The 13,042-nt window shown below is 63.9% G+C and carries 12 protein-coding genes; 2 read left to right on the top strand and 10 right to left on the bottom strand.

Annotated elements, in window-relative coordinates:
• Positions 1-89 precede the first annotated feature (89 nt).
• From ACT9T4_RS16200 to bioB, 10 genes are all read right to left on the bottom strand, one after another.
• Positions 90-1,868, bottom strand: a complete 1,779-nt coding sequence (locus tag ACT9T4_RS16200) for an acyl-CoA dehydrogenase C-terminal domain-containing protein (protein WP_042553316.1) — start codon at positions 1,866-1,868, stop codon at positions 90-92.
• 106 nt (positions 1,869-1,974) lie between these two features.
• Entirely contained in the window at positions 1,975-3,264 is a 1,290-nt protein-coding gene (locus ACT9T4_RS16195; protein WP_042553315.1) for a GGDEF domain-containing protein, read from the bottom strand.
• A 182-nt stretch (positions 3,265-3,446) separates the two neighbouring features.
• On the bottom strand, positions 3,447-5,252 hold the full coding sequence (locus ACT9T4_RS16190; RefSeq protein WP_499117930.1) for a phenylacyl-CoA dehydrogenase: 1,806 nt from the start codon (positions 5,250-5,252) through the stop codon (positions 3,447-3,449).
• Positions 5,253-5,412: 160 nt separating this feature from the next.
• Complete coding sequence (locus ACT9T4_RS16185) at positions 5,413-6,156, bottom strand: putative metalloprotease CJM1_0395 family protein (RefSeq protein WP_179539822.1); 744 nt, start codon at positions 6,154-6,156, stop codon at positions 5,413-5,415.
• A 42-nt stretch (positions 6,157-6,198) separates the two neighbouring features.
• Positions 6,199-6,465: a hypothetical protein gene (locus ACT9T4_RS16180; protein ID WP_179539821.1), complete on the bottom strand. Its 267-nt coding sequence runs from the start codon at positions 6,463-6,465 to the stop codon at positions 6,199-6,201.
• A gap of 89 nt (positions 6,466-6,554) precedes the next feature.
• The gene (gene bioD / locus ACT9T4_RS16175) at positions 6,555-7,238 is read right to left on the bottom strand and encodes a dethiobiotin synthase (RefSeq protein ID WP_499117928.1); all 684 of its coding nucleotides are present in this window, start codon (positions 7,236-7,238) and stop codon (positions 6,555-6,557) included.
• Positions 7,235-8,026: a malonyl-ACP O-methyltransferase BioC gene (gene bioC / locus ACT9T4_RS16170; RefSeq protein ID WP_499117926.1), complete on the bottom strand. Its 792-nt coding sequence runs from the start codon at positions 8,024-8,026 to the stop codon at positions 7,235-7,237. The genes bioD and bioC overlap by 4 nt, the downstream gene beginning before the upstream one ends.
• Complete coding sequence (locus ACT9T4_RS16165; protein ID WP_042553309.1) at positions 8,010-8,729, bottom strand: alpha/beta fold hydrolase; 720 nt, start codon at positions 8,727-8,729, stop codon at positions 8,010-8,012. The genes bioC and ACT9T4_RS16165 overlap by 17 nt, the downstream gene beginning before the upstream one ends.
• Positions 8,726-9,901 carry an 8-amino-7-oxononanoate synthase gene (gene bioF, locus ACT9T4_RS16160; RefSeq protein WP_499117924.1) on the bottom strand — a complete coding sequence of 392 codons (1,176 nt, stop codon included), beginning with the start codon at positions 9,899-9,901 and terminating at the stop codon, positions 8,726-8,728. The genes ACT9T4_RS16165 and bioF overlap by 4 nt, the downstream gene beginning before the upstream one ends.
• A gap of 85 nt (positions 9,902-9,986) precedes the next feature.
• A complete protein-coding gene (gene bioB, locus ACT9T4_RS16155) occupies positions 9,987-11,039 on the bottom strand; it encodes a biotin synthase BioB (RefSeq protein WP_042553307.1) in 1,053 nt (350 codons plus the stop codon).
• An 83-nt stretch (positions 11,040-11,122) separates the two neighbouring features.
• Between bioB and ACT9T4_RS16150 the strand changes: the two genes are divergently transcribed.
• Together ACT9T4_RS16150 and ACT9T4_RS16145 are read left to right on the top strand one after the other, a co-directional pair.
• Complete coding sequence (locus ACT9T4_RS16150; protein ID WP_499117922.1) at positions 11,123-11,860, top strand: ComFC family protein; 738 nt, start codon at positions 11,123-11,125, stop codon at positions 11,858-11,860.
• Between the two features lie 57 nt (positions 11,861-11,917).
• Positions 11,918-12,682, top strand: coding sequence for a TOBE domain-containing protein (locus tag ACT9T4_RS16145; RefSeq protein ID WP_499117920.1), 765 nt, complete (start codon positions 11,918-11,920; stop codon positions 12,680-12,682).
• Positions 12,683-13,042 lie beyond the last annotated feature (360 nt).

Below are 13,042 nucleotides of genomic sequence, written 5' to 3'. Positions count from 1 at the left end.
CTGCAAATGCCAATAGTGGCTAAAGGCAGAACTGCGTGTAAGCATTGGCCTACACGCTGCAGGCCAACGACAGCGCGGACCACACCCCGTCAGAACTGCTCGGCATCGAGCAGGTACAGGCTCTCGCTGCCAGCGCTCACCGACGCACTCAGGGAATGGATGCGTGGCAGCAGGCGAGCGAAGTAGAAACGCGCGGTGCCCAGCTTGCTGGCGTAGAAATCCTCCTGCCCTTCCTTGCCCAGTGCCGCCTTGGCCATCATTGCCCACATGTAGGCGTAGGCGGTGTAACCGAACAGGTGCAGGTACTCCACCGAGGCCGCGCCGATCTCGTTGGGGTTGCTCCGTGCGCGCTCGAGCAGTGCCGTGGTTTGCGCCTCCAGGATGGCGACCGCGGCCAGCAGCGGCTCGCTGAACTCGGCAGGAGGAGCATCCGCGGCGCTGGCGAAGGCACGAATCTCATCGGTGAAATGCTGGGAGAAGGCGCCACCACTGCCAACCACCTTGCGACCGACCAGATCCAGCGCCTGGATACCATTGGTGCCTTCGTAGATCTGCGTGATGCGGCAGTCGCGAACCAGTTGTTCCTGGCCCCACTCCCGCACGTAGCCATGCCCACCGAACACCTGCTGGCCGTGAAGGGTGGTTTCCAGGCCGAGATCGGTCAGGAACGCCTTGGCTACCGGAGTCAGCAGCGCCACCAGTTCTTCGGCGCGCTTGCGGGTGATCGCATCTTCGCTGAACTTGGCGGTGTCGAGTTGCATGGCGACGTAGCTGGAGAAGGCACGTCCACCCTCGTTGAGGGCCTTCATGGTCAGCAACATACGGCGCACGTCCGGATGAACGATGATCGGGTCGGCCGCCTTGTCCTTGGCCACGGCACCAGTTGGCGCACGGCTCTGGATACGCTCGCGGGCATATTCGATGGCGCTCTGGTAGGAACGCTCACCGGTCGACAGCCCCTGGATGCCGACCCCCAGTCGCTCGTAATTCATCATGGTGAACATGGCGGCCAGGCCGCGGTTCGGCGCGTCGATGATGTAACCGGTGGCACCATCGAAGTTCATTACACAGGTACTCGATGCCTTGATGCCCATCTTGTGCTCGATGGAGCCACAGGACAGCGCGTTGCGCTCACCCAGCGAGCCATCGGCATTGACCATGAACTTGGGCACCAGGAACAGCGAAATGCCCTTGGGGCCAGCCGGTGCATCGGGCAGCTTGGCCAGCACCAGGTGAATGATGTTCTCGGTCAGATCGTGCTCACCACCGGTGATGAAGATCTTGGTGCCGCTGACCTTGTAGCTGCCATCGGCCTGAGGCTCGGCCTTGGTACGGATGATGCCCAGATCGGTACCGGCATGGGGCTCGGTCAGGCACATGGAACCGGCCCAGACGCCAGCATACATGTTCGGCAGATAAGCCTGCTTCAGCTCTTCGCTGGCGTGTGCATTGATCGACAGACAGGCTCCGGCCGTGAGCATCGGGTAGAGGCCGAACGACAGGCTGGACGAGTTGACCATTTCCTCGACCTGGGCAGATATCACCTTGGGCATGCCCATGCCGCCGAACTGCGGATCGCCACCGACACCGACCCAGCCACCCTCGGCATACGCCCTGTAGGCCTCGATGAATCCGGCTGGCGTGGTGACCACGCCATCGGCCCACGAACAGCCCTCTTCGTCACTCGCCCGGTTCAAGGGCGCGATCATGCCTGCGGTGATCTTGCCCGCTTCTTCGAGGATCGCGTTGGCGGTCTCCTCATCGACGACCTCGGCCAGGGCTGGCAACTGCGCCCACAATGTTGAGACCTGTAAAACCTCGTTGAGCACGAAGCGCATGTCACGCAGGGGAGCTTTGTAATCGGCCATGGGAAGTCCTCGGTAGCACGTTCAGAAGCCGAGTCTAGCCCAACAACTTTTCAGACACATAGGGTCGTGTCGTGACCGGTCAGCCACTGATCGATCACACAGACGATCAGCCGCGCTCGGCCTTCAACTTGACCGCGCCACGCCGCTGAACCTGACTGCTCACGCAGTTGCGCCCTGCGCTCTTGGCACCATAGAGGGCCTTGTCGGCGGCCTTGAGAACCTCCTCCACGCTGCGCTGCTCCTCGCCACGCTGAGCCACCCCGATACTCACCGTCACGGAGACATGGGTGGCAGCGGAGCCCCGGCGGCGCTGACGCCCCAACTGGTCGTCGTTCGGGCGCTGCTGGCCATCGCGCAACTGAATCCGGTAGCGTTCGACGGTCTGGCGTATCGCTTCCAGATGCGGCAGGCACTGTTCGATGGTCTTGCCGGGAAACACCAGGGTGAATTCCTCGCCGCCGTAGCGGTAGACCTTGCCACCGCCGCCGACCTTGCGCAGCTGGCTGGCGACCACACGCAGCACCTGATCGCCAACATCGTGACCATGGGTATCGTTGAATTTCTTGAAGTGATCGACATCCGCCATGGCGAGCACGTAGCTGCGCCCCAAGCGCTGCAGCCGCTCGTTAAGCGCCCGACGCCCGGGCAACCCGGTGAGCTCGTCTCGGAAGGCCATCTGGTAGGCCTCGTGCGCCACGCCGACGACGATCATCAGCATCACCACGCTGGACATCACCTGCAGCGCATGAGGCTGGATGAAGGTATTGGGCAGCATCCATAACAGAGCAATCACCCCGACGCACTGCACCGCGTGTACCGGGCGAGGCGTGCGCAGGTACTGCACCAGCAGTGCGACGATGACCAGCAGGAACAGCGGATAGGCCAGTTGCACGAGGCTCATCCACTCGGCATGCAGGGCAGGCCAGCGGATCACCGACAACCACTGCTCGAGCGCTTGCGGATAGCGTCGCGCAAGCGCAGCGGCCACGGCACAAACCGCCAGCAGCACCGCAAGGCGGGCGACCAGATCCTGGATCAGGTGGGTGCGCTCTCGCCACAGAGCGAACAACCCATAGAGCATCGGCAACAGCAGGCTGCAGAGGTGAAAGACCAGGGCCGCATCATCGCGCACCTGACCGAAATCGCGGTAATGATCGGCCTGCTCGTCGAGCACGAAGTAACCCAGATAGAGCACCAGCAGCAGGAACAGCTCGCGTTGCCGGCCGTAGACCACGCAGAAGGTGCCACCGAGCAGCAGCAACAGGGTAGGCAACACATTGAAGAGGGAGGTGAAGAAGTCGGTCAGCGTTGGCAGAGTCGCGGCCAGCAAGCCGCCGCCGAGCAGCAGCAACGCTGGCAGGAAGTGTCCCAAGCGCAAGGCGGTTAGGCGCGACAAGACGAGCTCCGCAATGACCAGAAAGAGACTGGCATTCTGCCTGTATTTGGTCAGCTACGCACGAGGTCCTAGCATCTCACCAGTGCAGGTCGGGCCGCAGTACCTCAGCCGATGCCAGCCCGAAAGACAGCCATAAAAAAACCGCGACCCACCGGGTCGCGGTTCTTGCATCGCATGGGCAATCAGTAACCCAGAGCGAAGTCTTCTTCGTTCATGTCCATCAGGCTGCTTGCGCCAGACAGCATGGTCGCAACGTGGGTGCGGGTACGCGGCAGGATGCGTGCATAGTAGAACTGCGCGGTCTGCAGCTTGGCCTTGTAGAAGGCCTGGTCACCCTCGCCCGAAGCGATCTTCTCGGCGGCGACACGCGCCATGTCAGCCCAGAAGTAAGCCAGGCAGGCGTAGCCGGAGTACATCAGGTAATCCACCGACGCGGCACCGACTTCCTCGCGGTCCTTCATGGCGGCCATGCCGATCTTCATGGTCAGCTCGCCCCACTCCTTGTTCAGCTTGGCCAGCGGCTCGACGAACGCCTTGATCGCTTCGTTGCCTTCGTTGGCCTGGCAGAACTTGTGGACGATCTTGGTGAAGCCCTTGAGCGCTTCGCCCTGAGTCATCAGCACCTTGCGACCGAGCAGGTCGAGGGCCTGAACACCGGTAGTACCTTCGTACATCATCGAGATGCGGCAGTCGCGCAGGTTCTGCTCCATGCCCCACTCGCTGATGAAACCGTGGCCACCGTAGATCTGCATGCCGTGGGATGCGGACTCGAAGCCGACCTCGGTCATGAACGCCTTGGCGATCGGGGTCAGGAAAGCCATCAGGCCATCAGCGGCTTTCTTCTGTTCCTCGTCCTGGGCGTACTTGAGGATATCCACCTGCTTGGCGGTGAAGTAAACCATCGCCCGGTTACCCTCGGCGAAGGCCTTCATGGTCAGCAGCATGCGGCGAACATCGGGGTGCACGATGATCGGATCGGCGGCTTTTTCCGGCGATTTCGGGCCAGTCAACGAGCGCATTTGCAGGCGATCACGGGCGTACTTGATGCCACCCTGGAAGCCCAGTTCGGCATGCGCCAGACCTTGCAGAGCAGTGCCCAGGCGGGCGGTGTTCATGAAGGTGAACATGCAGTTCAGGCCCTTGTTCGGCGGGCCGATCAGGAAGCCGGTGGCAGCATCGAAGTTCATCACGCAGGTGGCGTTGCCGTGAATGCCCATCTTGTGCTCGAGGGAGCCACAGTTCACCGCGTTGCGCTCACCGACGCCGCCTTCGGCGCCAGGCAGGAACTTCGGCACGATGAACAGGGAAATACCCTTGGTACCAGCCGGTGCATCCGGCAGGCGAGCCAGTACGATGTGCACGATGTTATCGGCCATGTCGTGCTCACCGGCCGAGATGAAGATCTTGGTGCCGGAGATTTTGTAGGAACCGTCGGCCTGAGGTTCGGCACGGGTGCGCAGCATACCCAGGTCGGTACCGCAGTGGGCTTCGGTCAGGCACATGGTGCCGGTCCATTCGCCGGAGACCAGCTTGGTCAGGTAGGTGTGTTGCTGCTCGGGCGTGCCGTGTGCGGAGATGGTGTTCATCGCGCCATGGGACAAGCCGGGGTACATGCCCCACGACCAGTTGGCGGTACCGACCATTTCACTGACAGCCAGGCCAAGCGACTCGGGCAGGCCCTGGCCGCCATGTTCGACGTCATGGGCCAGGCTGGGCCAGCCGCCTTCGACGAACTGCTTGTAGGCTTCCTTGAAGCCGGTCGGCGTTTTCACACCGGATTCGCTCCAGGTGCAGCCTTCGGTATCGCCTACGCGGTTCAGCGGAGAGAGCACCTGCTCGCAGAACTTGGCGCCTTCCTCGAGGATGGCATCGACCATGTCTGGCGTGGCGTCCTGGCAGCCGGGCAGGCTCTGATAGTGCGCTTCATAGCCGAGCAGTTCGTCACGAACGAAACGGATATCACGCAAGGGGGCCTTGTATTCAGGCATAGCGGGTACCTCTGCGGGTGGTCTCTTATGTTTGGGATGACCGATGGGCGGTCGTTTGCAGAATGGCCATATATGGAGTCGGCTGCCAGCGCAGCGACTCAAACACATGTTTGAAACATACGTTTACGCCCTGGCACTGTCAAGGCCCGACACCGTTCGCTCAAGCGCGCAGATCGAGCGATCCAGAGGGCTTCTGATCGGCCGCGAACGCGGCGTAGAGGCTGATCCCGGCGGGCTCCGGGCGGGCCTGCTGATCGGCGGACGTGACTGACGGGTCGTCGCTTTCCTGATCCGTTTCGTCGGCAGGTGCCTTCGCCTCCTCGGCTTCGCTGCGCTGCTGTGCGGCGAGCTCGGCACGGGCTACCGCCATTTGTGCCTGCGCCTGGCTGGCCACGCTGCGATCCTGGGCAGAGGGTTCGGCCGGCGCCAGCGCGGCACGGATCACGATCTCCATCTTGCTCAGCGTGGCCTGAGGATCATTGGCTACCGCCCCCACGTCGATGCTCACCTCACCCCCGGAAGCATAGCGCTTGCCATCCGGGCCACGGGTATAGGTGTAGGTGGGTGCGCCAGCGTGCACGCCGCCAACCGCCGCGTGCGCCTGCTCGTGGGTTCGCACCTCACGATCCCGGTTGACCAACTCGGAAATGACCAACTGCAACTCCTGCTCTTCCTGAGGAGTGCGGGGCTCGCCTGGTTTGGCGGTAGCAGAGGAGTCTTCTGACTTGTCCTGTTCCTCCTGCCCGGTTGCAGCTTTTGAGGAATCGGACTCAGCACTAGACGCCACAGGCGCAAAAGCGGCGCGGGCCAAATCAGGGGAGCTGGAAGAATCGACGGGGCGTGGAACGGCGGTCGCGGCAGGAAGTACAGGATAGTAAGAGGGAGAGAAGCCAGAAACTTGCATGTCATCCTCCCTCCTGGAACCGAGCGCCCGAAGGCGCGGCGATTAGGCGGTGACGTCGATCAAGGTGCCCAGCACCTTGTCCGCCGTCTGAACGACACGAGCGCCAGCCTGAGCTTCATATTGACCGACGCGCATCTCGACCATGTTATCGGCGATATCGGAGCGGGCAGCAGAGGGCTCGTTGGCCTGCGCGCGCTCGGCAATCACCGGCGCACTGGCGATTTCACCGGCAGCCTGATCGACGCGACGCTGGCCGGATTGAATGGTATTGATGCCAGCGTTGAATGCGCTGGTGGATGAGATCTGCATGGACGTCTCCTGGTGCAGGGACCTATGGCATGTATTTAAGCAGAAGCCGCTTAAAAAATGTACAGCCAAAAATAATGCATGAGCTGGCTTTATAGCATCATTCGCGATAAATCGAGGTATTGCGCCACGCGCTCCGGCAAAGCCGCTGACAAGTGCGGCACCTCGCCGATGCAAGGTGCGGGCAAACGCTCGCTCAGGGTATCGAGGTTGTCCTGCAGCCGCGCCGCATGCGGGTCGACGATATTGGCCACCCAGCCAGCGAGCGGCAAGCCATCGCCCAGGATCGCCTCGGCGGTCAGTAGCGCATGGTTGATGCAGCCCAGGCGTACGCCGACCACCAGAATCACCGGAAGCTTCAGTGCCCGAGCCAGGTCCGACAGGTTGGCCGCGCCGGTCAGTGGTACGCGCCAGCCACCGGCACCTTCGACCAGCGTGAAGTCCGCACCTTTGCCCAGAATCGCCCGAACCGCTGCGCTCAATGCCGGCACCTCAAGCTGCACGCCCTCGTCGCGCGCCGCCAGATGGGGGGCGATGGCCGGTGCGAAGGCATTGGGGTTCACCTCGTCATAGCGCAGCGGCAGGCTGCATTGAGCGAGCAGTGCCAACGCGTCGTCGTTGCGCAGCCCTTCTGCGGTAAGCACACAGCCGGAGGCGACCGGCTTGGCCGCAGCCGTCGACAGCCCGGCGGCGCGGGCCGCATACAACAGGCCGGCAGCGATGGTGGTCTTGCCGATTTCGGTGTCGGTGCCCGTGATGAAATAGGCTGCACTCATGAGCGCTGCTCCTTTCGCAGTACGCCATAGATGACCTGATAGGTGCAGGGCAGTCCCTCGGGCTGGCGCCGTTGTTCGTAAGCCTCGGCGAGCGCGCGCAAGCGTGCGCGCCCAGTCAGCCCGGCCGGGCGGCCATCGTTGAGATTATGCGCCCCCAACGCCTTGAGGCCGTGGGTGAGGCTGCGCAGATCCGGGTAGTGGAGGCGATGCGCCTGAAGCTGCAGCGCCTGCACCTGCATACCGCTGGCAGCGCACAGCGCCTCATAGTCCTCGACGCGGCGGAAGCGGTTGACGTGCACGAAACCGTCCACGGCCTGCCAGCTGTCACGCAGCTCCTGCAAGGTGCCAACGCACAGGCTGCTGAACGCCAGCACACCACCCGGTCGCAATACCCTGCGCGCCTCGCTGAGCACGGTCTGGAAGTCGGCACACCACTGCAAGGCCAGGCTCGAGAAAATCAGATCACAGCTCTGATCACGCAGTGGCAGCTGCTCGGCGTCTCCAGCCACGTGGCACTGCGCGCCGCCCTGTTGCCGAGCGTGCTGCAGCATGCCTTCGGCGATGTCCAGGGAGATGCCCTGTGCAAGGGGGAACCATTCTCCCAGCGCCCGGCTGAAGTGGCCAGTACCACAGCCAAGGTCGAGCCATCGCCCCGGCTGCGTGGACAACGGCAGCCGCCACAACAACCGCCGCCCCACATCGCGCTGCAATTCGGCAACGCTGTCATAACTGCCAGCGGCCCTGGAAAAGGACGCCGCCACCCGGCGCTTGTCAGGCCGCTCGTTCACCGTGCGCCTCCATGAAACCGAGCAGCATGGCCGCTACGTGCTCGGCCTGTTCCACAGCGAACCCATGGCTCGCGCCCTCGACACTGCGCACCTGGGCAGCAGGCTGCACGGCCTGAACAGCAGCAGCGGCAGCCGCCGGTACCAACGCATCGGCGGTGCCGAACAGGTGAAGTTGCGGCCCCTGGAACTGCAGCAGTGCGGGTCGGGTATCGAGGGTAGCAAGCAGGTCGAGCCCGGCCAGCGAGTCGACGCCGCCAGCCTGCGCCAGCAATGCACGGGACAGCCCCCGAGCATCGGCAGCACCCTGGCTGCAGAGCATCGCGAAGCGCTTGAGGGTTGCGCTCGGGTTCTGGCGGTAGGAATCGTGAAACGCCTCGAAGGTAGCCGTCGGCATCGCTGCCGACCAACCCTCGCGGGCAATGAAAGAGGCATTGCTGGCCAGCGTCAGCAGACCAGGACAATCCTCTGCCCGCCGTGCTGCCAACAGGCTGGCGAGCATGCCGCCCAGTGACCAGCCACCCAGCCAGGCACCCCGGGGCAGGCGCTCGTCCAGTTGGTCGAGCCACAGCTCCAGTTGCCCATGTTCGAGCGGCGGTAGCGGCTCGATATCGACCTGCAACTGCGAGCCGAGGGCATCGACGAGCGGCTGCAGCGGCGCACTGCCGAGCCCCCAGCCGGGTAACAGAATCAGGCGCTCGGTCATCGTTCCGACTCTCCCGGCAGTTGCAGCCAGCAATGGGCGAGCACTTCAAGCAGCCGATCGACCTGGGCGAGTTCGTGGGCAGCCGACAGGGTGACCCGCAACCGCGCGCTGCCTGCCGGCACGGTCGGCGGGCGAATCGCCGTGACCAACATGCCGTGCTCGCGCAGCGCCTGAGACAAGGCGACGGCGCGGCCGCTATCGCCGACCAGGATCGGCTGGATCGGCGTATCACTGTCCATCAGTTGCAGACCGATGCTCGCGGCGCCCTCGCGGAATCGACGGATCAGTGCGGCCAGGTGCTCACGTCGCCAGTGCTCGCTGCGCAGCAGTTCGAGACTCTTCAGGGTGGCACAGGCCAACGCCGGCGGCTGACTGGTGGTGTAGATGTATGGCCTGGCGAACTGCACCAGGGTATCGATCAGATCGTCGCTGCCAGCGACGAAGGCGCCAGCGGTACCGAACGCCTTGCCCAGGGTGCCGACCAGTACCGGCACGTCGCTGATGCCGAGGCCGAAATGCTCGACCACACCACCGCCCGTTGCGCCCAGGGTGCCGAAGCCATGGGCGTCATCGACCATCAGCCAGGCATCCCTGCGACGTGCCTCGGCGCACAGTGCAGGCAGGTCCGCCATATCGCCGTCCATGCTGAAGACGCCGTCGCAAACCACCAGGGTATTGCCCTCGGCCTTGTCCAGGCGCGTAGCGAGGCTGCCACGGTCGTTATGCAGGTAGCGTGAGAAGCGCGCGCCGCTGAGCAAGCCGGCATCCAGCAATGAAGCATGGTTGAGACGATCTTCGAGTACCGTATCGCCTTTGCCGACCAGCGCGGTGACGGCGCCGAGGTTGGCCATGTAGCCGGTGGAAAACAGCAATGCACGGGGGCGGCCGGTGAAATCGGCCAGGGCTTCTTCCAGTTCATGGTGCGGCGTGCTGTGGCCGATCACCAGATGCGAAGCGCCACCACCGACCCCCCAACGTTGGGCGCCGGCCCGCCAGGCCTCGACCACCAGCGGATGGTTGGCCAGGCCGAGATAATCGTTGGAACAGAACGCCAGCAACTGGCGACCGTCCACCTCCACCAGCGGCCCTTGCGGGCTGCCTAGCAGCGGGCGCTGTCGATAGAGATCGGCGGCACGCCGCTCGGCCAGGCGAGCGGCAAGATCGAAAGGCATGCAAAAGCTCCAGGCTGCAAGCCACAAGCTTCAAGCGGCGCAACCATTCAGATCGCGCCGCGATGCTCGTCGCTTGTGGCTGTTCTCAGACCGCGTTGTAGAACAGCCGCGAGTCGCGCTGCTCGACCAGCGCCTGCTCGATGGCCGCCTGGTGCACCTCGTCGGCGTGCTCCTCGCGCGCTTCGGGCTGAATGCCCAGGCGTGCGAACAGCTGCATGTCCTTGTCAGCCTGAGGGTTGGCAGTGGTCAGCAGTTTTTCGCCGTAGAAAATCGAGTTGGCGCCGGCGAAGAACGCCAGGGCCTGCATCTGCTCGTTCATCGCCTCACGCCCGGCGGACAGGCGCACATGGGATTTCGGCATCATGATGCGCGCCACCGCCAGCATGCGGATGAAGTCGAAGGGGTCGACATCTTCCTCATTGGCCAGCGGCGTGCCCTCGACCTTGACCAGCATGTTGATGGGCACCGACTCCGGGTGCTCCGGCAGGTTGGCCAGCTGGATCAGCAGGCCGGCGCGGTCATCCAGCGACTCGCCCATGCCGAGAATGCCCCCGGAGCAGATCTTCATGCCGGCGTCACGCACGTAAGCCAGCGTCTGCAGGCGCTCGGAGTAGGTGCGGGTGGTGATGATGCTGCCGTAGAACTCCGGCGAGGTATCGAGGTTGTGGTTGTAGTAGTCGAGGCCCGCCTCGGCCAGGGCAGCGGTTTGTTCCTTGTCGAGCTTGCCCAGGGTCATGCAGGTTTCCAGGCCCAGGGCCTTCACGCCTTCGACCATCTTCAGCACGTAGGGCATGTCCTTGGCGGACGGGTGCTTCCAGGCCGCGCCCATGCAGAACCGGGTCGAACCGATAGCCTTGGCCTCGGCGGCTGCCTCCAGCACCTTCTGCACTTCCATCAGCTTCTGCTTGTCCAGACCGGTGTTGTAGTGGCCGGACTGCGGACAGTACTTGCAGTCTTCGGGACAGGCCCCGGTCTTGATCGACAGCAGCGTCGAGACCTGCACACGGTTGGCATCGAAATGCGCGCGGTGCACGGTCTGGGCATGGAACAGCAGGTCGTTGAACGGTTGCTCGAACAGCGCCCGAACTTCCTTCAGGCTCCAATCGTGACGCAGGGTGGCGGCGGTACTAGCGCTCATGGGGGCAAGTCCTTATCTACAGGCGGCCTGCTACAGTCGAAAGCAGACCCTACACGGATGTGCGGCATAGTTAAGGAAGCATCATGCACTGTCAACCATATGCATTTATCAAGGTTTACAACTGGTTAAAAATAAAACAAACCTGCTCGCTCTGTGATGAGCGGGTGGATACGCCTTTGCCGCTGTGCGCCGAGTGCGATGCGGAGCTCCCATGGCTGGGGCCGCGCTGCCAGATCTGCGCCCTGCCGCTTGCTGTCGACGGCCTTGTCTGCGGCAACTGCCTGAAGCGCCCGCCTGCATTCAGCAGGGTCGAGGCCCCGTGGCGCTATGCGTTTCCGGTGGACGCCCTGATCAATCGCTTCAAGCATCAGGCTCGCTGGCCCATCGGCCGGTTACTCGGTGATCTGCTCGCTCGCCATCTGGTGCACGCCTTCGGCGAGGGGCTGCCCAGGCCGGACGTATTGTTGCCCGTGCCGCTTTCCCCCAAACGCCAGCGCCAACGCGGTTTCAACCAGGCGCAGATGCTCGCTCAGGTGATAGGCCAAGCCGTGCAGATTCCTCAGCGCAGCGACTGGCTGCAGCGCATTGGCGATACACCGGCCCAACAGAAACTCGATGCCGTCGCCCGTCGGCGCAATCTGCGTGGCGCCTTTGCGGTCAGCCCCCGGGCGCAGGTGAAGACGCGGCACGTTGCATTGATCGATGACGTGCTGACCACCGGCGCCACGGCGCAGCAGCTTGCCCGCCTGCTGATTCGCGCCGGGGCGGCGCGCGTGGATGTCTATTGCCTGGCCCGTACGCCCGCGCCCGGGGATCATTGACGAGGGCTGGAGCGTCACGCACAGTGGCCAGCCGTCGTGATTACCGCTGCCCTGCCCATGACCACCCTCTCGCTGCTCGCCCAACACGTTACCCGCCGCCCGCAACGCATCGCGCTGCTCGAACAGATCGCCGCGCAGGGCTCGATCACCCGCGCGGCCAAGGCCGCCGGCATGAGCTACAAGGCGGCCTGGGACGCCATCGACGAGCTGAACAACCTGGCCGATCAACCCCTGGTCGCTCGCAGCGTAGGCGGCAAGGGCGGTGGGGGTGCTCGGCTGACGCCAGCCGGGGAGCGTCTGCTGCAGTTGCACCAGCGCCTGCAGGCCATTCAGGCCGAAGTGCTGCAGGCCGCCGAAGACGACGCCGACCTGCAAGTGCTCGGCCGGCTGATGCTGCGTACCAGCGCACGCAACCAGCTCAGCGGTCGGGTACAGGCGATCCAGCGCCAAGGCGGCAACGACCTGATCGAGATCGAACTGCCCGGAGGCTCGTCGATCCAGGCGCAGATTACCCACAGCAGCACCGCTCACCTGCAACTGCAGGATGGGGTGCCCTTGATGGTGCTGATCAAGGCCGGCTGGCTGCAGCTCAGCGGGCTGGACCAGGAAGCCGACCCGAGCCTCAACGCGCTAGTGGGGACCATCGAACAGATCCTGCCCGAGGCCGATGGCCCCTGCGAGGTGCGCATCGCCCTGCCCAACGGGCAAACGCTGTGCGCCCAGGCCTGCGCCGAACAGCTCACCCGGCAGGGGCTGGGTGCGGGCAGCCCGGTACGCGCCCAGTTTGCAGCCAGCCATGTGTTGCTGGGGACGCAGGTCTGATGCGATTGGCGGGCTGAAACCCACCCTACTCCCCAGGCGCATCAACCGTAGGGTGGCGCTTTAGCCCACCGAAGCCATTCAACGCCGATGGTGGCTGACTGTTCAAAGCATGCGCTTCGAAGCTCCGGGCCGTGGGGGTATTGGTGGTGGGCTGAAGCCCATCCTACTCCCAAGGCGCATGAACCGTAGGGTGGCGCTTTGGCCCACCGAAGCCATTCAAAGCCGATGGTGGCCGACTGTTCACAGCATGCGCTTCGAAGCTCCGGGCCGTGGGGGTTATTGATGGTGGGCTGAAGCCCACCCTACTCCCCAGGCGCATCAACCGTAGGGTGGCGCTTTAGCCCACCGAAGCCATTCAAC

The organism is Pseudomonas sp. SZ40 (assembly GCF_052958135.1).
Note: the sequence above shows the minus strand (reverse complement) of the source record. Positions and strands in the feature narration are given on the sequence as shown.

What these genes read in the sequence shown, in the direction of transcription:
- ACT9T4_RS16200 (WP_042553316.1), bottom strand. Translation starts at nt 1,868, where the DNA reads ATGGCCGATTACAAAGCTCCCCTGCGTGACATGCGCTTCGTGCTCAAC.
- ACT9T4_RS16190 (WP_499117930.1), bottom strand. Translation starts at nt 5,252, where the DNA reads ATGCCTGAATACAAGGCCCCCTTGCGTGATATCCGTTTCGTTCGTGAC.
- ACT9T4_RS16185 (WP_179539822.1), bottom strand. Translation starts at nt 6,156, where the DNA reads ATGCAAGTTTCTGGCTTCTCTCCCTCTTACTATCCTGTACTTCCTGCC.
- ACT9T4_RS16180 (WP_179539821.1), bottom strand. Translation starts at nt 6,465, where the DNA reads ATGCAGATCTCATCCACCAGCGCATTCAACGCTGGCATCAATACCATT.
- bioD (WP_499117928.1), bottom strand. Translation starts at nt 7,238, where the DNA reads ATGAGTGCAGCCTATTTCATCACGGGCACCGACACCGAAATCGGCAAG.
- ACT9T4_RS16165 (WP_042553309.1), bottom strand. Translation starts at nt 8,729, where the DNA reads ATGACCGAGCGCCTGATTCTGTTACCCGGCTGGGGGCTCGGCAGTGCG.
- bioF (WP_499117924.1), bottom strand. Translation starts at nt 9,901, where the DNA reads ATGCCTTTCGATCTTGCCGCTCGCCTGGCCGAGCGGCGTGCCGCCGAT.
- bioB (WP_042553307.1), bottom strand. Translation starts at nt 11,039, where the DNA reads ATGAGCGCTAGTACCGCCGCCACCCTGCGTCACGATTGGAGCCTGAAG.
- ACT9T4_RS16150 (WP_499117922.1), top strand. Translation starts at nt 11,123, where the DNA reads ATGCACTGTCAACCATATGCATTTATCAAGGTTTACAACTGGTTAAAA.
- ACT9T4_RS16145 (WP_499117920.1), top strand. Translation starts at nt 11,918, where the DNA reads ATGACCACCCTCTCGCTGCTCGCCCAACACGTTACCCGCCGCCCGCAA.